The sequence below is a fragment of the uncultured Hymenobacter sp. genome (assembly GCF_964242765.1).
Classification (GTDB): domain Bacteria; phylum Bacteroidota; class Bacteroidia; order Cytophagales; family Hymenobacteraceae; genus Hymenobacter.
Genome location: NZ_CAXTBM010000001.1, coordinates 123632 through 147489, shown reverse-complemented (window position 1 = coordinate 147489; position 23858 = coordinate 123632). Strand labels below are relative to the sequence as shown.

24 protein-coding genes and 1 other RNA gene are annotated in these 23858 nt (G+C 54.4%); 5 read left to right on the top strand and 20 right to left on the bottom strand.

Annotation, left to right across the window (positions count from 1 at the left end):
• Nucleotides 1-8: 8 nt before the first annotated feature.
• The 3 genes from ACFE7X_RS00530 to ACFE7X_RS00520 form a co-directional block, all read right to left on the bottom strand.
• Nucleotides 9-1709, bottom strand: coding sequence for a TolC family protein (locus ACFE7X_RS00530; protein WP_375433693.1), 1701 nt, complete (start codon nt 1707-1709; stop codon nt 9-11).
• A 452-nt stretch (nt 1710-2161) separates the two neighbouring features.
• Nucleotides 2162-2725, bottom strand: coding sequence for a MarR family winged helix-turn-helix transcriptional regulator (locus ACFE7X_RS00525; protein ID WP_375433692.1), 564 nt, complete (start codon nt 2723-2725; stop codon nt 2162-2164).
• On the bottom strand, nt 2701-3033 hold the full coding sequence (locus ACFE7X_RS00520) for a hypothetical protein (RefSeq protein ID WP_375433691.1): 333 nt from the start codon (nt 3031-3033) through the stop codon (nt 2701-2703). The genes ACFE7X_RS00525 and ACFE7X_RS00520 overlap by 25 nt, the downstream gene beginning before the upstream one ends.
• Here ACFE7X_RS00520 and ACFE7X_RS00515 point away from each other — a divergent pair, their 5' ends adjacent.
• Entirely contained in the window at nt 3034-3456 is a 423-nt protein-coding gene (locus ACFE7X_RS00515; RefSeq protein ID WP_375433690.1) for a hypothetical protein, read from the top strand.
• Nucleotides 3457-3535: 79 nt separating this feature from the next.
• Here ACFE7X_RS00515 and ACFE7X_RS00510 read toward each other — a convergent pair whose 3' ends face one another.
• From ACFE7X_RS00510 to ACFE7X_RS00485, 6 genes are all read right to left on the bottom strand, one after another.
• A complete protein-coding gene (locus ACFE7X_RS00510; protein ID WP_375433689.1) occupies nt 3536-4282 on the bottom strand; it encodes an EcsC family protein in 747 nt (248 codons plus the stop codon).
• 66 nt (nt 4283-4348) lie between these two features.
• The gene (locus ACFE7X_RS00505; protein WP_375433688.1) at nt 4349-4762 is read right to left on the bottom strand and encodes a type II toxin-antitoxin system VapC family toxin; all 414 of its coding nucleotides are present in this window, start codon (nt 4760-4762) and stop codon (nt 4349-4351) included.
• Complete coding sequence (locus tag ACFE7X_RS00500) at nt 4755-4961, bottom strand: hypothetical protein (RefSeq protein ID WP_375433687.1); 207 nt, start codon at nt 4959-4961, stop codon at nt 4755-4757. The genes ACFE7X_RS00505 and ACFE7X_RS00500 overlap by 8 nt, the downstream gene beginning before the upstream one ends.
• Nucleotides 4962-5215: 254 nt before the next feature.
• Entirely contained in the window at nt 5216-6241 is a 1026-nt protein-coding gene (locus ACFE7X_RS00495) for a Gfo/Idh/MocA family protein (protein ID WP_375433686.1), read from the bottom strand.
• Between the two features lie 183 nt (nt 6242-6424).
• The gene (locus ACFE7X_RS00490) at nt 6425-7231 is read right to left on the bottom strand and encodes a M48 family metalloprotease (protein WP_375433685.1); all 807 of its coding nucleotides are present in this window, start codon (nt 7229-7231) and stop codon (nt 6425-6427) included.
• Nucleotides 7232-7344: 113 nt separating this feature from the next.
• Nucleotides 7345-8514, bottom strand: coding sequence for a DegT/DnrJ/EryC1/StrS family aminotransferase (locus tag ACFE7X_RS00485; RefSeq protein ID WP_375433684.1), 1170 nt, complete (start codon nt 8512-8514; stop codon nt 7345-7347).
• Between the two features lie 163 nt (nt 8515-8677).
• Between ACFE7X_RS00485 and ACFE7X_RS00480 the strand changes: the two genes are divergently transcribed.
• Nucleotides 8678-9598: a hypothetical protein gene (locus ACFE7X_RS00480; protein WP_375433683.1), complete on the top strand. Its 921-nt coding sequence runs from the start codon at nt 8678-8680 to the stop codon at nt 9596-9598.
• Nucleotides 9599-9738: 140 nt separating this feature from the next.
• On the opposite strand, the gene ACFE7X_RS00475 is transcribed toward ACFE7X_RS00480, so the two are convergent.
• The 6 genes from ACFE7X_RS00475 to ACFE7X_RS00450 form a co-directional block, all read right to left on the bottom strand.
• The gene (locus ACFE7X_RS00475) at nt 9739-10632 is read right to left on the bottom strand and encodes a glycosyltransferase (RefSeq protein ID WP_375433682.1); all 894 of its coding nucleotides are present in this window, start codon (nt 10630-10632) and stop codon (nt 9739-9741) included.
• Nucleotides 10633-10793: 161 nt separating this feature from the next.
• Complete coding sequence (locus tag ACFE7X_RS00470) at nt 10794-11492, bottom strand: cell division ATP-binding protein FtsE (RefSeq protein ID WP_375433681.1); 699 nt, start codon at nt 11490-11492, stop codon at nt 10794-10796.
• Nucleotides 11493-11598: 106 nt separating this feature from the next.
• A complete protein-coding gene (locus ACFE7X_RS00465; RefSeq protein ID WP_245124171.1) occupies nt 11599-11802 on the bottom strand; it encodes a fructose-6-phosphate aldolase in 204 nt (67 codons plus the stop codon).
• A 93-nt stretch (nt 11803-11895) separates the two neighbouring features.
• Nucleotides 11896-12552: a fructose-6-phosphate aldolase gene (gene fsa, locus ACFE7X_RS00460; protein ID WP_375433680.1), complete on the bottom strand. Its 657-nt coding sequence runs from the start codon at nt 12550-12552 to the stop codon at nt 11896-11898.
• 146 nt (nt 12553-12698) lie between these two features.
• Nucleotides 12699-12795, bottom strand: an RNA gene (gene ffs / locus ACFE7X_RS00455) — signal recognition particle sRNA small type.
• Nucleotides 12796-13188: 393 nt separating this feature from the next.
• Nucleotides 13189-13677 (bottom strand): carboxypeptidase-like regulatory domain-containing protein, encoded by a 489-nt coding sequence (locus ACFE7X_RS00450; RefSeq protein WP_375433679.1) that lies wholly within the window; start codon nt 13675-13677, stop codon nt 13189-13191.
• Between the two features lie 246 nt (nt 13678-13923).
• On the opposite strand from ACFE7X_RS00450, the gene guaA reads away from it, so the two are divergent.
• Entirely contained in the window at nt 13924-15456 is a 1533-nt protein-coding gene (guaA, locus tag ACFE7X_RS00445) for a glutamine-hydrolyzing GMP synthase (protein WP_375433678.1), read from the top strand.
• A 236-nt stretch (nt 15457-15692) separates the two neighbouring features.
• Here guaA and ACFE7X_RS00440 read toward each other — a convergent pair whose 3' ends face one another.
• The gene (locus ACFE7X_RS00440) at nt 15693-16019 is read right to left on the bottom strand and encodes a DUF6686 family protein (RefSeq protein WP_375433677.1); all 327 of its coding nucleotides are present in this window, start codon (nt 16017-16019) and stop codon (nt 15693-15695) included.
• 215 nt (nt 16020-16234) lie between these two features.
• Here ACFE7X_RS00440 and ACFE7X_RS00435 point away from each other — a divergent pair, with 215 nt between their 5' ends.
• On the top strand, nt 16235-19513 hold the full coding sequence (locus ACFE7X_RS00435; RefSeq protein WP_375433676.1) for an AsmA-like C-terminal region-containing protein: 3279 nt from the start codon (nt 16235-16237) through the stop codon (nt 19511-19513).
• A 113-nt stretch (nt 19514-19626) separates the two neighbouring features.
• Nucleotides 19627-20340 (top strand): GAF domain-containing protein, encoded by a 714-nt coding sequence (locus ACFE7X_RS00430; RefSeq protein ID WP_375433675.1) that lies wholly within the window; start codon nt 19627-19629, stop codon nt 20338-20340.
• Nucleotides 20341-20426: 86 nt separating this feature from the next.
• Here the strand turns inward: ACFE7X_RS00430 and dgt are convergent, their stop codons facing one another.
• The 4 genes from dgt to ACFE7X_RS00410 all read right to left on the bottom strand — a co-directional run bounded on the left by dgt (nt 20427) and on the right by ACFE7X_RS00410 (nt 23750).
• Nucleotides 20427-21854, bottom strand: a complete 1428-nt coding sequence (gene dgt, locus ACFE7X_RS00425; protein WP_375433674.1) for a dGTP triphosphohydrolase — start codon at nt 21852-21854, stop codon at nt 20427-20429.
• 188 nt (nt 21855-22042) lie between these two features.
• On the bottom strand, nt 22043-22321 hold the full coding sequence (locus ACFE7X_RS00420) for a hypothetical protein (protein ID WP_375433673.1): 279 nt from the start codon (nt 22319-22321) through the stop codon (nt 22043-22045).
• A gap of 497 nt (nt 22322-22818) precedes the next feature.
• Nucleotides 22819-23505, bottom strand: coding sequence for a DUF1361 domain-containing protein (locus ACFE7X_RS00415; protein ID WP_375433672.1), 687 nt, complete (start codon nt 23503-23505; stop codon nt 22819-22821).
• A gap of 104 nt (nt 23506-23609) precedes the next feature.
• Complete coding sequence (locus ACFE7X_RS00410) at nt 23610-23750, bottom strand: hypothetical protein (RefSeq protein ID WP_375433671.1); 141 nt, start codon at nt 23748-23750, stop codon at nt 23610-23612.
• Nucleotides 23751-23858: the final 108 nt, after the last annotated feature.

Genomic DNA, 23858 nt, shown 5'->3' with positions numbered 1-23858 from the left:
TAGCTCGTTCACAGACGGAAAGATTGCGCTGTGCCGGTAGCAGCAGCAAAATTGAGACGTGCCGCGCCGTACTGCGCCAGCGCTTGCACGCGTAAAGCACGGGCGTTGGCCAACCCAGCCTGTGCCTCCAGCACGTCGGTGTTGTCGGCTACGCCGGCCCGGAAGCGTTGGGTGGCTAGTTCCAATTCGCGCGTCGCCAAGCGGAACTGCTCTTCAGTGGCCCGCACTTGCTCTACTCCTAAGCGCCAGCCTACTAAGGCCGTACGCACGTCTTGCTCCACTTGGCCGCGGCTGTTGCCCAACTGCCATTCGGCTTGGCGCTGCTCGCTCAGGGCCGCGTTTATCCGGCCGCGGGTGTAGCCACCATCGAACACGGGCACGCTGAGTTGCACGCCGTAAGTGCGCGTGGCACGGTCGTTTTTGAAGGGCGTATTGGCTGACTGCCCATAATCCCCGACGGCATTGACGACAGGGTAACGGGCCGCGGCACGGGCACGGCGGTCGAGGGCGCGCTGTTCGATAGTCTGCTCGGCAATGCGCGTATCGAGTCGCGAAGCCAGGGCCTGCTGCAACGCGGCATCCAAAGGCGGTACCACTTCGGCACGGACGCCCAAGGTATCAACCAACTGCGTGGAACTGCCTTGAGGCAAGCCAACAGCGCGTTCTAGGTCGAGGCGGGTTTGCTCGGCGTTGGCTTCGGCCTGCACCACCCGTAGCCGCTCCTGCGCCGCCCGCGACTCGGCGCGCACCACATCAATGCCATTGGCAACGCCGGCGTTTCGTTGTTTAACGGCCAGTTCCCGCAACGCTTCCGCAAGCGCAAAATCGGCGCGGGCGGCCTTCACTTCTAGGTTGCTGCGCTGAGCGGTGAGGTAAGCCAACGCCACGAAAGTGGCCACCTGCTCGCGGGCTAATTGGGTGGTCAGGTCGGCTACTTGCACGGCTGCTTTGCTGCTCTTGTATTCGCGTAGCGCCGCCAGGTTGAGAATGGTCTGCGAGAAGTTGAGCCGCGCATCAAACGTGTTGAATGGCCCCACAAAAGACGGAATGGATGCGCCGCCCGTGCTACCGCCCATCATTTCCTCGCCCCCGCCGCCCAAACCTTGCGCGGCCAGATTAAGCGTGCGGTTTTGCTGATAAGCCGTGCCGATAATATTAGGCAGCAGAAAAGACCGTACCTGCTGCCGGAGGGCACGCGCCTCTTCGGCCTGCTCGGTAGCCAGCAACGTGGTTAAGTTGTTGTCTAAGCCGATAACCATGGCATCGGCCAAGCTTAAACGCTCCGGGGCCACGGCCAGCACGCGGGCCGCGCCGGTTTGCACGCCTTGGCTACTTGAATTGCGCATAGCCCCGCCAAGCGGAGCACGCGGTGTAGTAGCCCCCCGAGGCTCGCCGGGAGAACCAGCGCCGCCCGTCCCAGATGGTTGCGCACCTTGGCCAGCTCTTATTTGACTCGGTGCTTGTCCCTGGGGCAAGGAGGCAGGCGCACTCGAGGTATTTACCGGATTTAAACTAGGCTGCGCATTCTGCTGCTCGTTGGTTTGCTGCATTTGCTGGCGTCGGCGTTGCAGCTCCTGTTGCTGTTGTTGCCCAGCAGGCGGACCGCCTATTCCCTGCTGGCCGCTGCTTTGCTGCTGAGCGCCCCCCGCTGGCTGCGAACCGGCCGGCCGGCCTTGCGCCGCGGCATCTGCTGCGGCGAGCAGTAGCACTAGCCCGAGAGGAATAGCTTCGCGCGTTGAATGAAACAGCGTACGTATTTTTTCTGCAATCACATCGAGTAAGCTCTTATTTAACAACCAGTTATGACAGGGCAGTTAGTTGCTTTACACAGCCAGATCAGCTTATTAGGCGTCCTGTTACTGAATACAGCCAACTTCCTTTGAAGGTTTGAGGCAGTGCACTGTTTACTCCTAACACCGGCAACTCAGGCGGCGGGAAATCTTTCTTGTTTGCATTGCCCCCACTGTTGTCAGGGTAGGTAGGTGCCGCCAAACCCGCACGAACGCGCCAGTATATTTCCTTACGAAGTCTTACCGAAATAGTTAACCGGTTAACTAAAGCGGTTGAACAGCCATCCACCTGAGGCCGATACCTTGCCAGGCTGCTTGTTATGCCTTCCGCTCAAGCAGGTCCCATTACTGCAAAGGCGCGTTTCAACGTCCTACTGCATTGGCAGTTCCTTACTTTCTTCTTCCGCAGCCGTACGGAACAACTGCGCCGTTTTGGTAAGCAAACGCAGCAGGTCTTGCCGCTCCGATACGCTAAGCTGCTCTATGATGACCGCCAACCGACGCTGGTCGTTGGGCATGGTCTCATCCAAAAATTTGCGGCCGGCCGGGGTTAGCTGCACCGTGAGGGCACGCCGGTCGGTGGCAGCCACTACCCGTTGGATGTAGCCTTGCTTCTCCAGTCCTGCCAGCAGCTTGGTTATGGCTGCCCGCGACACGCCGCAGTGCAGGGCCAAGGTCGATGGACTAATGTGCGTTGTTGCGCCGTTGAGGTGTAGTAGCACAATTAGGCGTCCTTGGGTGATTCCTAGATGCGTAAAGTGCTTGTCCATGCTGGTAAACAAGCTATTGAATAACCGGCCCATGGCCATGCAAAAGTGTAACCCATCGGGGTCGGTGCCGGCATAGCGCTGCGTGATGTTGCGCAGCATGGCGTCGGTTTGCTCAGCAGAAGGAAATAGCCGTTCGGCTGCTACAGTTGGGGAGACGCGTGCCATGCCTTGAGAATAGACAAAGAATAGAATGAATACAACCAACTGCTGGCAGCTAGCTGCACTGCACTAACGGAATACACTTCCGTCAGGGCGAAGTCCTGTGAAATCCGCTCTTGAACGCTCCAGCGCAACCTGACACGCAGCAAGCGTAAAGGTTTAAAGACAGGATTGACTTTTTTTATTTTATCGGAAAGCTCAATTGGATCTGAAATTGGCATCTGAGTTGCAATTGGCCTTGCAGGAAGCGAAAAAGTCAACTTTCCTTGACACTTTATCTTTCCTTGAAATTTCAATAATTCAATTACTGACACATGAAAAATACTTTTGTTTTGCTCGCCGCTTTCTTGATTTCTGCTGGGGTTGCTTCAGCTCAAACTGCACCCGCTAAAGTGAAAAACAAAGTAAAAACCGACCAATCGGCCAAAGTGAAAAAGACGCCCGAGCAAAAGGCTACCCACACGGCTCAGCAAATGGCTAAAAACCTGAACCTAACTGCCGCCCAAACCGAGCAGGTTCGCCAGCTAGACTTAACCCGCCACCAGGAGATGCAAGCAAAACGTGCTCAATTCGCTTCTGCTGATAAAGCCAAGCAGCGCGAGGAAATGCGCGCCGGCAAAGAGAAGTACGAAGCGCAGCTCAAGCAGATTTTAAATGCCGAGCAGTATGCCAAGTACACGCAACTGCGCGCCGCAAAGCTGGAAAAGCATAAGACCAACCGCAAAATGAAAAGCTAGTCGGCCATCCGCCTACCCTAAAAAAGCCGCATCGACGTTGTCAGTGCGGCTTTTCTACGTAGTACAAAGGCTCTCTACATCAACAGGAAAGCGGAAGCGTTCCGCTCTCTTTCGCGAAGTGTCGCATCCGGTAACAGTTCATCGCCGTTTCGCCGAGCTGCACCAGTAGGCGGTAGTTGGCCACCGCCCCTACCGCCGCCCCAATGATGGGCAGCAGTTGCGCCAGTTTAGCCAGGTCGATGTAGTCCCGGTATTCTTGCTGAAAAGTGCGCCAGTCGAATACGTTGACATCGGCGGGCAGCGTGCGGCGATAGTTTTCCCAGTCGGCTAAGCGACGATACACTTCATTGCGCGTGTGCTGGCTGCTGAAAGTCAGCTGGAAAATGTGCAGAATGTAAAGCCGCTCCGGATACTCTTTCACGTCGTAGCCATAGAGGGCCGCTATATCAAACAGCAGTTTGAGCTTGATGCCGAGTAGCAAGGGAAAATCGGCGAGCCCGAGGAAAAAGCCGGCGGCACCCGTCACGGCTCCCTCGGCAGCAGCGGTGTTGCGGTAGTAGCGAATGCGGGTGCGCACGCTCGTTTCGCGGGCCGCCAGCGGCATGCCGGTCAGAGGCTGGGGCGTGATATACGTTGACCCGAACAGCACGGCCCGCACCATTTGCTTGATGGTAGCCGTAATGGCTTTGTGCACTCGCTCGGGCAGCAGCGCATTAAGGCGCGCTTGCACCCGCCGCGCCAAACGGTTCAGCATAGAGGGCGGTTGCTGCATCTGCTTTTGCCACTCTAGTAGCTCATCGTAAGCCTGTTTTTCGTCGGGCGTCATAAGAGAAGCTTACGCGCATTGCGCTGTACAGGCTGCCTAGTGCCCGCTGGCAAGCCCGAACTGACGCTACAGTTCGGCTACAACCACTACTTGTATTTCGCGGACACTCTTCAGTTCCTTGTCGTTTGTCAGAAAAACGTCGCAGCCCGCATTGACGGCCGTGGCTATTTGCATGGCATCAATGCCTTTGAGACCGGCATATTTGGCTTGCAACTGATAAGCCAGCGTGGCCGCCCCCAGGGTTATCTCGCGCATTTGAAAATCGAAATCTCGCAGCAAGTCGTCAAAATCGAGCAGCAGATCGGGACGACCTAGCTGCTCGGGCTTGGCGCAGAACTCGGTGTACGTAAGCACGCTTGTTTCCAGCATGGCATTATCGGTTAGCAACTGCGTTAAGTAGTCAGCCACTTTCTGATAATAGCCCGAATGGTTTTCAACTAAATAGATGAAGGGAGCAGTGTCGAAGAATATTCTAGCCACGCGTACTCTGCCGTAACTGCTGCACGTATTCCTGCGCGTCCATCGACCAGATTCCGCGGCCTTTGCCCTTATACTTGGCCAGCAGTTTGGTGGCGCGGCTGATATGACTCATGCGCTTGGCTACTTCTTGGTAGATGACTTCCAGCTCAGTGGGTGGCAGTAAGTCAATTTCTTGGATGATTTGTTGGGTCAGGCTCATACTTTCGATGATGTGAGACGTGTTTTCCCGTCGTTTTCAACTCGGATTCAACTCATCTGTATCGGCAAGATACGAATCTTACCAATATCCTGTTCATTCATCGGTTACTACAAAAAATAAATAAAGCTTAATTATTCCTTTGCTTAGGACAATTTGTAGGCATTTCAGTGGAATGCCCTTTGCTGCCTTGCTTTTAGCAGAACGAAGCCCGGAATATGCAAACGAAACTGACACCCTAGCCTCATCCTTCGCCACTATCTTAAGCTGTATATCCGCTCAATAATCTCCACTACTTTCAAACCCTCCAACGCATTGGTAGTAGCGAAACTGCGCTTTTGAATGGTGTCCACAACGTTTTCTATTACTTGTACGTGGTTGGCAGCGCTGCCCTGATACGGGCCGTAATCATTAGCCGGGTTGGTGGGGGGCAACTCCGGGAGTGCGTAGTTGCGCAGATGGCAGTACTCCACTTTGTTGATATACTGGCCGCCGAGGCGCAAACTCCCGTGTTCGGCTATTACTGTCAGGCTGCTCTCCAGATTCTGGTCCCAAACGGCCGTGCTGTATTGCAGCGTGCCGCTGCCACCGCGTACTAAATCGAAGGCAACGAGGCCACTGTCTTCAAACTCGGTGAGGCCCGCGTGGTTGAAGTCGCGGAAACGGGCCGAGATATTGGTGATGTCGCCGAACACCCAATAAAGCAAATCAACGAAGTGACTGAACTGCGTGAAGAGCGTGCCCCCATCTTGAGCCTGGGTGCCTTTCCAAGTGCCAGGCTTGTAGTAGCGGGCGTCGCGGTTCCAGAAGCAGTTGAGCTGAACTAAGTATATTTCACCCAGTAGGCCTTCGTCGTAGACTTGTTTCAGCCAAGCTGCGGGGGGCGAATACCGATTCTGCATCACGCCAAATACCAGTCGTCCGGTTTGCAGCGCCGTGTGCACGATGGCTTCTGCATCCACCTTGCGCAGCGCTATCGGCTTCTCGATAACTACGTGCAAACCACGCTGCAAACCAGCTATAGCTTGTGGCGCATGCTGGTAATTTGGTGTAGCTATAGTTAGTACATCAGCTTGAGGGCCTTGCGCTAAGTATTCGTTTAAAGAAGAGAAAAAGGGCACTCCCGGGTACACTGAGGCTAATTCAGAAGCTAATTCCGCGCGCGTATCGATAAGAGCTGCCAGTTGAGCCCCCGGATGCCGAGACACCAACGAAGCATGGCGACGGCCAATATGCCCCACGCCACAAACAACAAAGCGAACCGCAGAAACAGAATCAGCCAAAGGCAATGGGTTTTAGAGGCAAGAAAGAGCAGCAAGCTGCGAAAAAACTTCAGTTCTTTTATGTGCCTGTGCTTATTGGCCCCAAAACGAACACAGCGCCCCAGCATGCGGCTGTTGCCTTACACGCTAGGACGCAGTGTTTATCTACCCGAAACTTCTGGCTGACCGAAACTTCTGGCTGAGCTACAATAGCTGCTTCAGTTCCTGGAAGGAAGAGTTGCTGACGTTGCGGCCCGTACAGCCTAGCTGCTGGGCACTGCGCTGAATGTTGGTGACGCGCGAACCGGGGTTCGGGTGCGTGCTCAGGAATTCGGGCGTACCGCCGCCCCCCTGCTTTTCGGCTTTGATGAAGAAGCCTGCGGCTCCGTCGCAAGAGTAGTAGCGCGTGCCGTTGAGGTAGATGGTGGAGTATTTATCGGCTTCGGTTTCATAGGCTCGGCTGAACTTCAGCTGCCCTATGCCGGCGGCCATTTGCACGAGTTGGTTCGGGTTATTTCCTAATACAACCCCCGTCAGTATGCTAATGCCATATTGCTTTTGCAGCAGCTGCGTGCTGTGGCGGCGGTCGGCGTGGGCTATTTCGTGGCCTAGAATGCCAGCCAACTGGTTTTCATCGTCGAGAAATTTAATTAGTCCTGAAAAGACGTAGATGTGGCCGCCAGGGGTAGCAAAAGCATTCTGCGTTTGGTCGTCCTTGATAATTTGCACGTCCCAGGGAAACTGAGTGCGGTACTTGAGGTTGCCATTGTCGAGCACTCGTTTTACTACACCATCGAGCAATTGATACGCACGCGCGTTGCTCGAACGCGCCAGCAGTTGGCCTTTGGCCTGGTAAAGCGAATCGGTTTGCTTGGCTACTTTGGCACCTAATTCAATATCCTGCTGAACAGAAAAGATGTTGAAGCCTTGGCTCGGCTTGGTACTAGTGGCAGAGGTGAGAGCGACTACCCCGGCTAGCGGCAAGAGCAATGCAAGAAAAGAACGGCGCATAAAGAGAATCTAGATTTTACGACAAGTAATACGGCAGAAAGAAAAAACAGTGCCAACCCAACAGTTCGCTCTTACTTCAGGCGTGGCCGTGCCCACACGGCAGTTGTCTTATCTTACGCCATTGCCCAGGTACGCACGGCTGTTGCAACAACGTCTACTTGCTGGTCGGTCAGGGTGGGGTGTATGGGTAAGGACAGCACGGTGCGGCAAAGACGCTCGGCCACGGGAAACTGGCCCACCTGGTAGCCCAAGTACTGGTAGGCAGGCTGGAGATGGTTGGGCAAAGGATAATAAACAACACTAGGGATGCCGTGCTGCCGCAGACACGCCTGCAACTGGTCGCGACGGTTAGGTCCGCTCAGGCTTTCTTCTTCTACCACCAGCGTATACTGATGAAAAACGTGCGTGCTACGCGGGTCACGGGCCGGAATACGCAAGCTGGAAATACCCGTTAAAGCTGCATCGTAACGCGCCGCTATGCGCTGGCGGGCGCTGGTCCACAGCGGCAGGTAACGCAGCTTTACGCGCAACAGGGCTGCTTGCAGCGTATCGAGGCGGGAGTTAAGGCCGATGTGTTCGTGGTGGTACTTGCGGGTCTGACCGTGATTGGCTAGCTGGCGCAGATACGCAGCGCGTGTTTGGTCGCGGGTGTATAGGGCACCACCGTCGCCGAGGGCACCAAGGTTTTTGCTAGGGAAAAAAGAAGTGGTGCCTACCTCCCCTACCGTGCCCGCCACCCAAGTTTGGCCCGTCTGGGTAGTAAAGGTGGCCCCAATGGCTTGGGCAGTATCTTCGAGTAGCGCAACGCCGTATTTGTCGGCTAGGAGTTGCAACGCCGCTAAGTCGGCACACTGGCCGAACAGGTGCACCGCTATAATGGCCCCGGTGCGCGTCGTGAGAGCCGCTTCTACCGCCACTGGGTCCAGGTTGAAGGTATCGGGACGCACATCGGCCGGCACAGGCACCAAGCCGAGCACGGCGGCGGCTTCGAGGGTGGCAACGTAGGTGAAAGCCGGCACAATAATTTCGGCACCAGCCGGCAACCGCAAACTCATTAGTGCTAATTGGAGCGCGTCGGTGCCGTTGGCGCAGGGCACTACATAGGGGCCACCCAAATACGCGCTTAGCTCTTCGGCAAACTGCCCCACGGCCGGGCCCTGAATGAAGGCCGCTTCCTCTAAGGTATGGTGCAGCGCAGCGTCCAGCTCGTTTTGAATAGGGGCATGCTGCGCGCGCAGGTCTAGCATGTGAATGGGCGCGCAGGGCAAAGAGAAAGTAGGCACAGACAAAAGGCAGCGAATGAACGAACTCAAAGATAAAAGGACGCCTGAGACGAGCTTTAAACCGGGCAACCTGGAGTGCAAGGCTTGCGTTATCGGGCCACAAAGCAGTCTGGCGACTTGCCCACAACACTGCGTTTCTCTCCCGCTCTAACACTCCCATGCCATGCTCAGGAAAAGTTTCACGGCAAACGCCCTCGTCTCCTTGTTGCTGCTTGGTGGTGCCTTAAGCTACACCAGTTGTTCGCAGCCCGACAAAAAAGAAGTGTCGGCGGAGAGCGACCAAGCCTATAAGGATTTCCAAACGTTCGTCTCCGATGCAGAAGCCAAGGCCAACAATGTAGCAGAAATAGCCGAAGCCGACCACGAACAGGAAACCGCCCAGCTCAAAGCTGACTTCGATGCCAAAGTAGCGGCCGTTGACAAATATGCCGACCAGTACGACGATGCGCGTCGGCAGGAAGTTGAAGCTTTACGCACCCGCTACACCGAAGCCTTCGACAAGCGCGCAGCCGCTTGGACCAATGCTAGCAAGCGTACCTTCTCTACCGATCAGGCGGCTCCCACAAACACTACTGGCCCTGCTAGCGGCGCTCCAAAGAGGGGAAAATATTACAAACCCAGCAACCCGGCAACCCAACTCACGGCCACCAATGCGCGTGCCACCTACGAATTGTTTGTTGGAAACATCAAGCAAAACGAAGATCAGTACGACCTCGACGATTGGCGCAACATCAACGCCGAATGGCGGGCCCTGGATGAAGCCTACGACAAAGTGAAAGGTGATATATCGGCGCGCGACTTAGCGGAAATTCAAAAGGAAAAACTGAAATACGCCGCCTTCAAATCATTCGACAAGTCGGAAGCCCGTGCTTCGCAGGGTGCTGCGGCCGTAAGCACTGAGGCAAAAGAAGTGAAAGCAGAAACTGCCGACGAACGCAGCAAAGTAGGCCAAGCCGCCAGCAACACCGCTTCCGATGTAAAGGAAGCAGGCAAAGAGGTGGGGCAAGGTGCCGTGAAAGTAAGCAAGAAAGTAGGCGGGGCCGTGAAAGGCGTATTCGATGGCAAAGGCGACAAGAAAAACTAAGAACGCCAGCCTTGCCCCCATCTGTGCTTGGAAGCCAATTTCGGCGCTCTAAATACGGAACCGGCTTTTTGTTTGAATTCAGCTGCGGGCTACAGCAGCTTAAAAGCCCAACTGAACACACAGCTAAGCGAAAAGGCGACTTATTTTGCCAGTTCCGTCAACATCCAATACAGCTTCAGCGCGTCCAGTTGGCGCAGGCTCGGGTGTACGGAAAGCAAGTTGCGCCGCACCTGCGTTTGCCGTAGCTTGAAAGCTGCCCGCACGGCTTCGCTTAAACCCCAGCGGTGCAGTTGCAGGGCTGCCTTCAGCAATTTGGTGTCGCTGCCCAGTCCTTCGGCCCGGTAGAGCAAGGCTAGATTACGAACGGCTTCGTGGCTTTTCTGCAAAAACATAGTGGCAGGTTCCAAGCCATCATGCAACACCGGATTGTCGAGATGCTGAACCTGAATGCCGGCTTGGCGTAGCAGCCACCCAAACTTGGTGTCTTCGTGGCCGTAGCGGGTTAGTTGCTCATCTAAACCAAACTGGCGAAACAGATTGGTTTCAACCAGCATGTTATTGAGCGTAAGTTGACCGTGCGGGGCACGTTGCCGCACGGCAGCCGGCCGAGCTTCGCGCAACCGACCATAAAGCCAGCGTAGCGTCAGTTCCGAAGTCGGGGGGGCATTGTGTTCGTAGGTGGTTCCTCCCACCAACACGGGTGCCTGCGTGCGGGCGGCAGCATACCGAGCCAGAAACTGAGAGTCAGGTAGCAGACTATCGTTGTCGAGGAGCAGCAACCACTCGTGGCGGGCGGCGCTGGCCAGGCGGTTGCGAATAGCGGCCCGCCCGATATTGCGCGGCAATTCTTCGTAGCTCACGCCAACCAGCTTGGTTAGCTGATGGTTGGGCAACCGCTCCACTTCCCGGGAGCCATCATCCAGACACAGGATTTCCACCGGACCGTCCCAATCCTTAGCCTGAGCTTGCAACGCATACACCAAAGGCGTCACGTCGCGGTTGAAAACCGGAATCAATACGGAGAGACCGGGCATGGATTATAAGGGAAGTTGAGAACCCAAAACTTAGATTGCTGACGCGTTAGTAAGCTGAATGTGCAGTCAAGCTAACACTTTAAATCAACCTCTGCTACAAGTTAAAGGTGGGCATAAAGTGGACAATGGTTGTGCGCGCCTACGCGCCTACGCTTGACTTTCTAAAACTCGTTTTTCAGTTGGAAAGGCGTCACCGCAGAGTCCATCAGTTGTCCTTGCTCACACTTGAGCACCCGCTTCGGATACTGCTGAATAATCTGGTAGTTGTGGGTAGCCATCAGCACGGCCGTGCCGGAGTTGTTGATTTCCACGAAAAGGCGCATAATACTGTCGGCCACATCAGGGTCGAGGTTGCCGGTAGGTTCGTCGGCAAGCAGCAGTAACGGCTCGTTGAGCAGGGCACGGGCAATAACGACGCGCTGCTGTTCTCCTCCCGAAAGCTGGTGCGGCATCTTGCCCGCCACGTTGGCCAAGCCCACGCGCATGAGCACTTCGGAAATGCGCTGTTGCTTGCGCGCCTTACCACTCCAGCCAGTTGCATTGAGCACAAAGAGCAGATTCTCGGCTACGGTTCGATCGAAAAGCAGCTGAAAATCCTGGAAAATGATGCCCAGCTTACGGCGCAGGTACGGCACCTTGCTACTGTTACTGATTCGGGGTAAGGCAAAACCTGCTACCGTTCCCGTACCTGCTCCCAACCCCAAATCGGCGTACAGCGTCTTAAGCAAAGAACTCTTACCCGAACCCGTCCGGCCCACCAGATACGCAAACTCTCCTTTCTCCAGCGTAAACGTGACCTTTTGCAGGATGGTGTTCACATCCTGCATGATATACGCATCGTGCAGCTCGACAACGGACATAATTCAGTGCTTGGTTTTTAGGGCTTAGTACTTGATTACTGAGGCTTGGTATCTTACAGATAACAGGACAACCTATACCCCGACAACCAAGCACTAAGCCCAAAATTCATATTTCCAGCTTTTGCAGCTTGCCGAAAGCAAGGCCATCAATAACAGCTGCTAATGCCGTTTCCTTGTTTTCCAGCCCGTAGCGGTGTAAGTCCTTTAGGGGCCGGTCGGCACGGAAATAAGCAATGAGCACAAACTCTTCGTCGCGCAACTGAATGTAATCCGGAATCTTGGCTTTGCCTTTGACTTTAATGATATACATGGCTGACTGATTGAGTTGTTTGACTGCTAAATGGCTGCGCTTTGCTAGATTATTAGATTACTAGAAAAACTAACCATCTCACCTTGCGGCTAATCAGTTGTTCACTTTCGCGTGGTCGGCGAGGAACGTAGCAAGGCCTTTGTCGGTGAGCGGGTGGCTGAGCAGCCCGGTAATAACGCTGAGCGGGCAGGTTACGACATCGGCCCCCAGTTCAGCGCACTGAATCAGGTGCGGAATGTGGCGCACGGAAGCGGCCAGCACTTGGGTTGGGTAACCGTAGTTGGAAAAAATATCCACGATTTGCTGAATCAGCAACATTCCATCGGCCCCAATATCATCAAGGCGACCCACAAACGGCGACACGTAAGTAGCGCCTGCTTTGGCAGCTAACAAGGCTTGTCCGGCCGAAAAAATCAGGGTGCAGTTGGTTTTAATGCCTTTGTCGGCAAAGTAGCGAATGGCCTTCACACCATCCCGAATCATCGGTACTTTCACCACAATGTTGGGGTGCAATTCTGCCAGTGCCTCACCTTCCCGCACAATACCTTCGTAGTCGGTGGCAATGACTTCGGCTGATACGTCGCCATCAACTAACTCACAAATTTGCTTGTAGTGAGCCATGACAGCATCAGTGCCTTTAATGCCTTCTTTGGCCATCAGCGAAGGATTGGTGGTTACACCATCGAGCACCCCAAGTTCCACAGCTTCCTGAATATCCTTCAGGTTGGCCGTATCAATGAAAAATTTCATGTGGTAGAAGCAGAATCAATTGAAAACAACAAGTCCTCAAAGCTACCACGTATCCCGGATTTAGCTAGGTTTATCGGATACTACGACTGCTAATGGCTGGATTCCGTGCCCTTACAAATCCGGTTACTTCCGAGACTTATGGGCAAAAAAAAGCGAGCCAAAATCGCACCGCTCAACCGTCTACCCTTGCTACCTTCCGGTCCTGGGGGAGTTCAACAGGAGCTGGTCGTTCTGACTCGCCGGGTGCAAAGATAGCAACGAATCACGCTGTTTACCCTATAAATGCTTGTTTTTTTATCTTTTCAGTCACCTATCGTCAGAGTATCAGGCGCTTTATTTTCAAGGGCTCTGCCCTTGCTTCAGTTGAAAGCAGTTCGCTGTAGGGTGTCATAAGCATAAAAGCGCTGCTTTACCAAACACCACCTAGAGCTGAAAGTAGACCTAGGATGGTGTTCGAGCAAAGCGGCGCTATGGGAGATAGAACGAGGTAAGTAGGTGAGTTATTCAGTTTATATAAGAGCGGTACTAAAGCAATTTTATAATAATCAACTTGCTAATAAACAATTAAATAGCTTTTTCACTATCGATAATCAACGAGGGCATTAATAGCTATGCAGCCACTGTTTTCGTCGAGGACTACTTCTGCCAAGCTTTCTCGGCGGCTTTAACTCTCTTCTTCAACTGGCGCTCATATCCATCAATTGGTTGGAGTTGGAACGTGATGGGACGGGCGGGCATAGCTTGCTGCTGTACATCCTCATAGCCAGCATAGCTCACCAATAACACGGGCGAGGCAGCAGTGGTCTGTAGCAAGTACTCCCCTTCCGCGTTGGTAGTAGTTGCGAGGCTGAACTGATTTTTACTTGCCACCACTGATACCACTACCCCCGCCAGAGGCTCTCCTAATTCATCAATCACTGTTCCTTTAAAGTTTTTTACTTCCAGAGGAACATCTTCTTTTATCGGTGCGGCTGAAGGAGTGGGTACTGGTGCAATGCTCATGGCAATGGCCATTTTAGGCATTGTCCGGGAGTTTGAGGTTGTGCTGGTAGCGTATTGCGCTTTAGCAGCTGTTGACAAGAAAAGGCTTGTCATGATAAAGAGGAAGTGTACAAATAATTTCATGCAGCAGGTGTGGGGGATAATGGGACGAGTAAAGAGGTAGTATTACAGCTGGCATTACTAGCAAACCAGTGTTTGATGATACAAGTATATATAGAATATTTATAACATCAATGTATAAGACAATTAATTTTTAAACTAATACTATTTGATTGGACATTAATTATACAATTTCATGGCCAAACAGGGAATATTAGCTGGTAGAGGCTCATAATTTTGTGCTGCCTTAGTCCCTGCTTACCTTTGCCTATGCCTCAACAGATTCTGATTCTTGATTTTGGGTCGCAGTACACTCAGCTTATTGCCCGACGCATTCGGGAGTTGAACGTTTACTGCGAGATTCACCCTTATACGCACGCCCCGGACCTCACTGAGGATATCCGGGGCGTTGTGCTTTCCGGCTCCCCTTGCTCCGTGCGCGACGCCGAATCGCCTAACCCCGACCTTTCCGCCTATCTTGGTCACGTGCCAGTACTCGGTGTTTGTTACGGTGCGCAGCTACTCGCGTATCAGCAGGGCGGCGAAGTAATGCCCGCTACCATCCGGGAATATGGCCGGGCCCGTCTGGCGCACGTCAACCATGAAAGCCCCTTGCTGCATGGCGTGCCTACCGAGTCGCAGGTGTGGATGTCGCACGGCGATACCATCAAACACTTGCCGGCCGGTTTCCAGATTATAGCCAGCACACCAGAAGTGGATGTAGCCGCTTTTCATATCGAAAACCAGCCCACCTACGGCATCCAGTTCCATCCGGAAGTTACGCACAGCACCGACGGCAAAACGCTGCTCCAGAACTTTGTGGTAAACATCTGCGGCCTCGACCAAAGTTGGACGCCCGAGCATTTTGTGGATTCGATGGTGGATACGCTGCAACGCACCATTGGCGAGCGAGACCAGGTGATTTTGGGGCTCTCGGGTGGTGTCGATTCCAGCGTGGCAGCCTTGCTGCTACACCGCGCCATCGGGAGTCGGCTGCACGGCATTTTCGTCAACAACGGACTGCTGCGCAAAGACGAGTACGAAGATGTGCTGCACTCCTATAAGGACCTGGGGTTGAATGTACGGGGCGTAGATGCCTCCACGGAGTTCTACGCGGCCTTAGCGGGCCTCACCGACCCCGAGTTGAAGCGCAAAGCCATTGGCCGCACCTTTATTGAGGTGTTCGACCGGGAGGCGCAAAAAGTAGACGGCGCCCGTTGGCTGGCCCAGGGCACGATTTATCCCGATGTTATCGAGTCGGTGTCGGTGAAAGGACCAGCCGTAACCATTAAGAGCCACCACAATGTGGGCGGCCTACCAGCCAAAATGAACTTGCGGGTGGTGGAGCCGCTGCGGGCTTTGTTTAAGGATGAAGTGCGCGAAGTAGGCCACACCTTAGGGTTGCCGACCAACATTCTGCACCGTCACCCCTTCCCCGGCCCCGGTTTAGGCATTCGTATTCTGGGCGACATCACCCCTGCAAAAGTGGATTTGCTTCAACGCGCCGACGCCATCTTCATTAACGGCCTAAAAGCCCATGGCCTCTACGACCAAACCTGGCAGGCCGGTGTGATGCTGCTTCCTATTCAAAGTGTTGGCGTGATGGGCGACGAGCGCACCTACGAGCAAGTAGTGGCCCTACGCGCCGTAACCAGCGTGGATGGCATGACCGCCGACTGGGCTCATCTGCCTTATGAATTCCTTGCCGAAATCAGCAATAAAATTATCAACCAAGTGCGCGGCATCAACCGCGTGGTGTACGACATTTCCAGCAAGCCGCCAGCTACTATCGAGTGGGAATAGGCGGCAAGTGAGTAATTGAATAACTGAGTGAAGGGCTGCTGGCATTGTGCTGGCGGCCCTTCGTGCGTTAGAAGCCGCCTCGGCTGCTTGTTTAGTTTCAGCAAAGCCTCGCCGGCCGAGGTATAAAACACCGGCTTTTGCTGCTGACGGCAGGTTATGCTAGGCAGGAATACTTCAAGCGAAGCACTCGCAGAAAAGGTTTGCAACGTAATGCGGCCTTTCGCATTTGCGGCCTACTACTCAAACGTTTTGGGGCTTAGCAGTTGCTCTACCTCCAGCAACAGCGCCGTATTTTCCAGAATATCGCGCAGTTGGGTTAATTCAACGAGCGAGAAAACCAAAGCCAGGTGCGGAGCCGGTGTACGCAATGCAATACAGCGCACCTCGGGGTCGGTAGTGCGCAGGCAATGGTGCTGCCAAGTGTCTGCAACTACCTGACGGAACTCCGCGAATTCGGGGGGAGTTGCGGCTAAGGCTACATTGCCGAAGCAAAGGTGCAAATGACAGGTACGTGGGCAGCGGGCACAATAGCCAAAATCGTTGTGATGAAAGAATTGGGCCATAACAACAGAGAGAATGAGAGGCCCAAATGTATAATTATTTAGAAAATGTCTAAATAAATTCTTTTTTTTGCTTTCATCCTGCCTTACTGGCAACGTCTTTATGGCTGCTGGATGGCCTTGCTAATAGGCGTCGTACCACAACAGTAGTTTCTGCGTAGAAGCGGCAAGCGCTGACCACCTTCCGATTCTGCTTTCATGCTGCCCTCCTATTTTATATGAAACGCCCTTCATTCCGTCAATTGCTGGGCTTTTCGTTGCTGGGCTTCCTGCTTGCCCTCTTAGTGGGGGCAGTTTTGCTAGGATCTAGCTGGGGGCAAAGGCGAGTAGAGCAATTAGTGCGGGAGCAGCTGGCCCGCAATTCCGACTTAGTGCTGGCTCCTTTCAACGTAGAGTTCTCACTGCTGCGCCACTTCCCGGATTTCACGGTTTCGCTGCGCCACTTCCAACTCACCGATACCACTGCCCGGGCGGTAGTGCCGGTTTTGCGCATTGGTCATGCCGATGCCAGGCTACAACTCAGCCAGTTGCTGCGGGGGCGGGTGCACGTCCACCACCTCACGCTCTACAACACCGAGTTCCGCCAGCTCACCGATTCCACGGGCCACGACTGGGGCTTGCACGGCAAAGGGCCCCGCCGGTCCACTGCCGCGTCTCCGCCCAACTTCGATCTGGACTCGCTTACGCTCGTTGATTTCCGCATGGTGGACCGCAACGATCTGCAAAACAGCGGTTTCGAGGCCGTTGTGCGGCAGGCGCGGCTATGGGCCCGCGGCCGAGATGGTACGGCCCAGGTGCGCGGCACCCTAGACGGGCAGCTAGTATACTTGCGGAGTGGGCGCGGCAACCTGTTTGTGCAAGAATCAGTGCGGGCATGGGTCAGCTACCAATACAATTTCGAGCAGCGCAAAGGCACATTTCTGCGTACCCACGCCACCCTCAACGGCGACACTGTACTTATTAGAGGCACTCATCAGGCGCCAGCACCAGGACAATCGCGCGGTACCCGTCTCGACTTGCGCATGGTTGGCTCGCAACCGCTGCTTGAAGTGTTGCACGTGGCCCTTCCCAATGGTATGCACCGCTATTTGCTCGGAGCCCGCAGCACCAGCCATGCCCGCATTTGGTACACCATCAAAGGGGTGAGTGGCCCTACTGCTCGCCCGCGCACTATTCTACAGTTTCAACTGCGCAATGCACAATTGCAGTGGACGGATTCTTTGCGGCGTATTCGCCGTTGGGACGCCCGCGGCACTTTCGACAATGGAGCCGAGCACTCCCCACGTACCACCTCCCTTTCTTTCGAGCAGTGCCGCTTATATTCCTCGGCCGGAGAACTGGACGCTGCCATCACCGCGCGCGACTTCACCCGCCCTATCCTGAGCGGCCGGGTGCGCGGGCGCACGGAACTCCAAACGCTAGCGGCCGTGGTAGCGCCGGGCTTATGGCGGGCCCGCCACGGCAATGCAACTCTGGACTTGACGCTCAATGGCCCCCTACCCGAAATACCAACTCGGGCAATTCGGCGAGCCAGCCGGGCTAGCAGCGTTCCTGTCCGTACTTCACCGCCTCTGGCCGTACGCGGGAGAATCACCCTCGAAAACGCCTCGTTTCTGATACCCAGCCGTGGGGCCGATATGTCGGGGTTGAATGTGCGGCTAGGACTGCGCGACAGCTCGTGGCTGCTGGAAAACCTGACGGGCCGCCTCAACGGTATGAACGTCCGCGCTAATGCTACTACCACTTATTTGCTTTCGTATTTCAACGGGCAGCACCCAACTACCACCGTTACGGGCAGCTTCGTGGTAGATGAACTGCGCCTCGACCGCCTGCGCCAGTTGTTGGCGCCACCGATAGGGCGGCCGCGCCGCGCCCCCCGAGTGGGGCGCCCTGGCCGCCCGCGCAACCAAGAACTAGCCGCGCGGGCTATGAACCTGCTGCCTGCTGGTCTTCATCTCAACATCCGGCTGCAATGCGGCCGACTGGTGCTGCCCGCCGATACCCTACGGCAGCTAGCGGCCACAATACGCCACAACGGTCGCTATGTGCAGCTTACCAGCCTGCAAACTCAGGTGTGGGGCGGCCTCGTGAGTGGCGCTATCAGTTGGCCCACCGATACGCTGCGGATGCGTCCCGTGAACGTGCAACTGGCCCTACGCTTCAATACAATAGGATACCAGCGCCTGCTGGCTCTACTCAGCCGGCCTCGCCGCGCGGTTACCACCTCCTCCGCTCCTCCCGACCCTAGTTTGTACCAAGCCCTGCTAAGTGCCAATGGCCAAGTGGTAGCGACTGTGCAAACTCTGCGCTTACCTGCCGGCGAGAACCTAACCAACCTTCAGTTGCGCATCCATAAAGCAGGGCTAACTTTTCAAGTTCCTTATCTGAACTTTAGCACCAGTGCCGGGGGACGAGGCCGCGTAAGTGCCAGTGCCCGGCTTGCGGAGGGCCAATTAGCGGCGGCGCACGCCGAAGTAGATCTGCGCTACGGCACGCTCGATGTGCAACGCTTGCTTGGATTATTGGCAGCCCTGACGCCACCGTCTTCAGCGAAAGCTCAGTTTACAACTACCGCTCAGCCGCGGCCGGTCACCTCACCCTTCTTAGACGGCACCGTGACGGCACAAGTCCGCGTTTCGGCCGACCGAGTCCAGTATGCTGTGATACGAGGCAGTAATTTTCAATTGATCAGCCACTTAGAACCCGGTGCGGCGCGACTGGAAAGTTGTTCGTTGCGCGCCTTCGGCGGAATTGTTTCCTTGCAGGGACGCATGCAAACTGATGCAGGCACTGCTCAGTACCCCCTACGCGCGCAAGTGCGCCTCCAGGATGTGGATTTACCGGCGCTATTCCGGGTGGCGGAAGCGTTGCGCTTCGATGTGCTCCGCCCCGCCAACATTCGGGGCACTATGCGTTGCGAAGCCGATTTGCATACCAACCTCAACGCCGTTTTTCTGCCCAACCTCACGGAAACCTATGCTTACCTGAAAACCGACCTCCGTGACCTGGAATTACTGGATGTAGAGGCCCTGGCACAAGCCCTGAAATTTTTGCGTGACAAGCGCACAAATCATTTGTATTTCGAACCAGTCAGTCCTCGTTTCGTGCTGGATGGCAACCGGGTAGTGGTGCCGGGCTTGCACCTTAACAGCAATCTAACCGACTTGGCCGTAAGTGGTGAGTACCGCCTCGATGGCCAAGCCAATTTGTACGTGGGGCTGAGTCCGATGCAGGCCTTATTTGGCAATAATGAAAAGCGGGTGGCCCGCATTAAAAGCGGCGAAGCCGCCAACCGGCCCAGCCGGGGACTAATTTTCGTGAACCTGAACCGGCAGCCGGGCACCCCCTACAAAGTACGTCCTTTTCAGAAGCAAGAGCAGCGCCAGCAGCAAGAGCACCTACGGCAGCAGTACCAACAGCTTATCCGCACCCAACGCCTAGACACTACTTTGCGGCTATTGCAACGCACAGAAAAAAGAAAAGATGTGAATGATTAGTAGAATAAATAGTGGTCTATAAAGAAGTGCTAATTCTTTCTTTTTTCTTATCTTCTAAAGCCTCAAATTGCTTTAGAAGAGGTTCTTCTAGTTAGTTATCATCTACTTATCGCATGACCGCAATTCCCCAAATACTCATTCCTGCCGACGAAATCCAACGCCTTCGTTCGATTCATCGATACGACGTTACGCACTCGTTGCAGGAAGCTGTTTTTGGCGAATTTGTAGCACTTGCAGCTCGTATTTTCAATCTACCAATCTCATTGATTGCTCTCATCGAAGAGAAGCAGGTTCACTATAAAGCAAGTTACGGCCTCTCAAACCTACTGGCTCAGCCTCGGGAAGAAGCACTTTGCTCAACGGCTATCCTCGACAGCAAAGCCGTAGTATACGCTGATTTAAGCCACGAATCTTCGCCACTTATCACTCCTCAAGCAGCTGAAGCTGCCCGAGACAAAAAGCTTCGTTTTTACGCAGCAGCCCCCCTACGCATGCCCGATGAGCGGCGCGTTGGCTCGTTATGCATAATTGACTTTCAGCCGCGCTATTTAAGCGAGGGCGAGCAGCAACTTTTAGAACAGATAGCCACCTTAGTTAGCCAAATGGTGGCAGTGCGTCACTGCTGCCTGCAAAGCCCTGAATTGGGGGAAGACCAATGGCGGCTACTTCGCAATCAAGTGCAAGAAGAATTACAAGGTCTTCTGGCGCTGGTGCGTTACCTGGCTACCCGCCACGGCAGCCCAATTCCTATTCCTGACGATATTTTAACGCTGATCAGCCGGCGCCTAGACGACCTTCGCGAAGTACTAGATCAGTACGAAACCTAACCTGCTCAAGCACAAAGGATCGGCCTGATAAAGGTTTACTGTCAGAACCTCCCGCATAAGCAGCTACACAAAGCAGCGCCTTTGCTTCAGAACACTTTCGGCAGGTCAATACCCCGAATGGTGCGATACAAACTCAGCGCGTTCTGGTCGGTAAGGCCACCGATGTAATCGGTGAGCAGGATAATTTGCTCGTAGGCCGAGCTTCCTTCTTGGGAGCCGTGGGGGCCGTTGGCACGAAACTGTACGGGTAGTAGCTGCTGAAGCTTGCGAGAACGAGAGCCCGCGTACGGGTCGAAGGTGGCGTGCAGAAAAGCGTCGAGCAAACCAGCCATTACGTCGAAGCCAGCCGCCTCTATTTCCAGCACGGGGCGACTGTGATAGAGGTGCTCTACCGTGAGGGCATGCATCTGCTGAAGCTGCTCCCAGCAGTCGAGTTGCTGCACCAGGGGTTCGTCCGCACGGCCGTGGAGAAAAGCAGGGGCTCGATCGGCGAAGAGGCGCGCCGTTTGCTGCACAAGCCGGTTGATGAGACGCGCACGCAAGTACCCCAACTCTTCGCGCCAGTCGCGCCACTCCACAGAGCCCCTGCGGTTGGGAGCATCGCCGAGCATTTCGCGGAGCAGGCGCAGGCCTGTCTGGCAAGGAATCAAATTCAACTTGAGACCATCTTCGAAGTCGATGATGCGGTAGCATATATCGTCGGCGGCTTCTACGAGGAAGGCCAACGGATGGCGATGGTAAAAACCGGCGGCCGAGCCGGGTGGCTTGGGCAACAGGCCAAGTTCTTGCGCTATTTCCTGAAACCGAGTGGCTTCCGTTTGAAAGTAACCGTGCCGTTTCTCGCTGGTACCGCGGGTACTCGCTTCTTCTTCAAGCACCGACGGGCGCGGGTACTTGGTGTAAGCCCCCAGCGTGGCATACGTTAAGCCCAACCCTGCCGAACCACTACTGTGAGCCGCATAAGTGTGCGTAAGGGTCCGAAAGCCAGCCGCATTCCCCTCGAACCGCTGCAAGTCGGCGCGTTGCGCGGCGTTGAGTACTCGCACAAAGGGCTCGGCAGCCGGACTCCGGAAGTAGGTGGAAATAGCGTCTTCACCGGAGTGGCCAAAAGGCGGATTGCCGATGTCGTGGGCCAAGCAGGCGGCCGCTACTATATCGCCAAAGTCGGAATCGAGATGGGGCAGCGTTTGGGCCAAGCCCTCGGTTTCCTCGAGCAGCAGCCGGCCCCCGAGGCGCCCTAGGGAGCGGCCTACACAGGCAGTTTCCAAGGAATGCGTGAGGCGGGTGTGCACGAAGTCGGTTTCGGGCAACGGCATCACTTGCGTTTTGCGCTGCATCCGCCGAAACGCAGAACTGAACACCACCCGGTCGTAATCAGCCACAAATGCCCCGCGCACGGGCGGCGCATCGGTCACAACGTGCAACTGGGGCTGCTCGGGGTAGCGGCGGCGACTCAGCAACCGTTCCCAGGTCATGGCCGGCGTGTTGGAAAAATCGGTTTGGAGGTGCATCATCAGGATGGCAAGGTACGGCAAAGGCCTAAAACCTGCTTCTTGGTCCTGCACTTAAGAAATATGCTTGTTTGTGTTCAGCAACCACTTCCCACCCCGTTAGCTACCGCCATAACCTGCCTACAATAGAAGCACAAAAGAGAATACCTGCCTGCGAAGCTCCGTAGAGGGCAAGTAAAAGGTATCCTCGATTAATTTGGCCTTGCCTGTGTGAGCGGTACTTCCTGCCATTTGGCGAATGCCATCCATTGCCGACGCCAGTAGCTGTATTCGCCCAGAACGCAAATGACTTTGTCGCCTTTAAAGTAAATTCGCGTCTTGACCTGTTGGTTTCGCCAATCAATAGCCCCCGCCTCGTCGGGCTCCATGTCTTCCACATTTTGCCACAGAAAAGAGCGAGGAGTTTCGTGTTCTTGGCCTAGCATATCTTGCCACAGCCGCATAGCATGCACAATCGGAGAGGGAAACATGGACGTTGACAACAAAGCAATAATAAGAGATAGTCTGATTAATACAGACTGAATGATAAAGCAAGATAATTTTATTTCATTCAGTTGCTACCTTTTTATTGAAAAAATAAAAAATATAAAATCTCAACCGTATAACTGAATAGAAACTAAAGTATGAGAGTAAATTATGCTAATTATATATCACTTTGTTGCTTATGCAAACGAATGCTTAACTCAAAATGACATGCATCATCTTGCTATTATTATAAAATGCATACTTGATAGCATTACCTTGTACTAACAGTTAGAACCTGCTTGCAGTAGCCAACATAGCAGGGCTATGGCTCTCTTCATTAAGAAGAAGTTTTAGCGTCACATCCGTTTTGAAAAGGTCCTTTCAAAACAATAGGCTCCTTAATTGGAGCCTATTGCCTGTAGCAACTGGCTTTCAGTTGCGACTTTTTCGTATAAAAATAAGCTAGCTGCTAGCCTAGTTATGGGAGGCGAACAGATGAGAGTTATACCGGCTCCCCCATGCGGCCTAGCAGCCGGACGGTAGCGTAGCCTAACACCAAAAAAACTCCGTAGAGCAGTGTTACACCCCAAGTGCCAGGGTGGGCAAAAGGATGTAGTAAGCGGCTTACGATGTCGAAAAACAAAGTAAGCGGGTTGGTAACAACATCCCAGGAGTTGAAGCGCAGGTAGCGGCCCAGATAGATACCAAACGAACTCAGCAGCAACGCTACCGTGGCAAACGCCCAGCCCGCGCCCGCGCCTAGCCGCCGCGCTACCAAAGCCTGCATATCAATAAGAGAGGCGTAGGCCAGCATCAACCCATTCCAGGCGCAACTCAGAATAAGTGCCAGGTCGTACCAGTACGGTACGCTCACGCGGCGCTCGAGGTGAAATAAGTCGGTGAGGATGTACGGGGCGTTAGGAAAAAACAGCAGCCACACCAACCCCACGGGCAATAGTACCCGTGCTTTTAGGCGGCCAGCCGAAAGGCCCAGCATGGTACTCAATCCAAAGGGAATCAGCGCCAGAAACAAGTTCCAGAGCAGAAATACAAACGTAATCTGGTGGGTGAAAAACACTCGAAACGCAATCAGCACTACGCTCAGGGCCAGAGAAGCTCCTAGGAGTAAAATCAGGTTGAGACGCTGCCGGATTTGGGGCAGCGCTAGAGTGGCGAGAGGAACCGACATAGGCACAAGAACGGAAAATTCAACGGCAGATTGTATCCAATCAGGCAGTTATAGACTGGCACAGCACTGAAAGTTACAACGCATTCACTGAAAAGCGGCGGTGGCTACTTGTTGAAAAACAAGGAGTAAGCCAGCCACAACACGGCAATAACAGCCATAATATACCAGCCCCACTTGCTGGGGTCACGGGGGTTTTCGTCGCTATAGGTTCGGGGGCGGCGCTTTAAGCCAGGTAGCAGGGCCATAGGTGGGTGGCGTCAACGTGCAACATCATTCCATCAGCAACAACGTAGACCACGCTCGTAGTGTTTCCGGTTTGAATAGAGCAACAGCCCTCAACACTCTCATTCGCA

Bases quoted from the DNA above. Each gene is read 5' to 3' on its own strand.
- ACFE7X_RS00490 (WP_375433685.1), bottom strand. From the start codon at position 7,231: ATGCGCCGTTCTTTTCTTGCATTGCTCTTGCCGCTAGCCGGGGTAGTC.
- guaA (WP_375433678.1), top strand. From the start codon at position 13,924: ATGCCTCAACAGATTCTGATTCTTGATTTTGGGTCGCAGTACACTCAG.
- dgt (WP_375433674.1), bottom strand. From the start codon at position 21,854: ATGATGCACCTCCAAACCGATTTTTCCAACACGCCGGCCATGACCTGG.
- ACFE7X_RS00500 (WP_375433687.1), bottom strand. From the start codon at position 4,961: ATGAGCCTGACCCAACAAATCATCCAAGAAATTGACTTACTGCCACCC.
- ACFE7X_RS00415 (WP_375433672.1), bottom strand. From the start codon at position 23,505: ATGTCGGTTCCTCTCGCCACTCTAGCGCTGCCCCAAATCCGGCAGCGT.
- ACFE7X_RS00510 (WP_375433689.1), bottom strand. From the start codon at position 4,282: ATGACGCCCGACGAAAAACAGGCTTACGATGAGCTACTAGAGTGGCAA.
- ACFE7X_RS00450 (WP_375433679.1), bottom strand. From the start codon at position 13,677: ATGAAATTATTTGTACACTTCCTCTTTATCATGACAAGCCTTTTCTTG.
- ACFE7X_RS00515 (WP_375433690.1), top strand. From the start codon at position 3,034: ATGAAAAATACTTTTGTTTTGCTCGCCGCTTTCTTGATTTCTGCTGGG.
- ACFE7X_RS00420 (WP_375433673.1), bottom strand. From the start codon at position 22,321: ATGTTTCCCTCTCCGATTGTGCATGCTATGCGGCTGTGGCAAGATATG.
- ACFE7X_RS00480 (WP_375433683.1), top strand. From the start codon at position 8,678: ATGCTCAGGAAAAGTTTCACGGCAAACGCCCTCGTCTCCTTGTTGCTG.
- ACFE7X_RS00410 (WP_375433671.1), bottom strand. From the start codon at position 23,750: ATGGCCCTGCTACCTGGCTTAAAGCGCCGCCCCCGAACCTATAGCGAC.
- fsa (WP_375433680.1), bottom strand. From the start codon at position 12,552: ATGAAATTTTTCATTGATACGGCCAACCTGAAGGATATTCAGGAAGCT.
- ACFE7X_RS00440 (WP_375433677.1), bottom strand. From the start codon at position 16,019: ATGGCCCAATTCTTTCATCACAACGATTTTGGCTATTGTGCCCGCTGC.
- ACFE7X_RS00430 (WP_375433675.1), top strand. From the start codon at position 19,627: ATGACCGCAATTCCCCAAATACTCATTCCTGCCGACGAAATCCAACGC.
- ACFE7X_RS00465 (WP_245124171.1), bottom strand. From the start codon at position 11,802: ATGTATATCATTAAAGTCAAAGGCAAAGCCAAGATTCCGGATTACATT.
- ACFE7X_RS00475 (WP_375433682.1), bottom strand. From the start codon at position 10,632: ATGCCCGGTCTCTCCGTATTGATTCCGGTTTTCAACCGCGACGTGACG.
- ACFE7X_RS00470 (WP_375433681.1), bottom strand. From the start codon at position 11,492: ATGTCCGTTGTCGAGCTGCACGATGCGTATATCATGCAGGATGTGAAC.
- ACFE7X_RS00435 (WP_375433676.1), top strand. From the start codon at position 16,235: ATGAAACGCCCTTCATTCCGTCAATTGCTGGGCTTTTCGTTGCTGGGC.
- ACFE7X_RS00525 (WP_375433692.1), bottom strand. From the start codon at position 2,725: ATGGCACGCGTCTCCCCAACTGTAGCAGCCGAACGGCTATTTCCTTCT.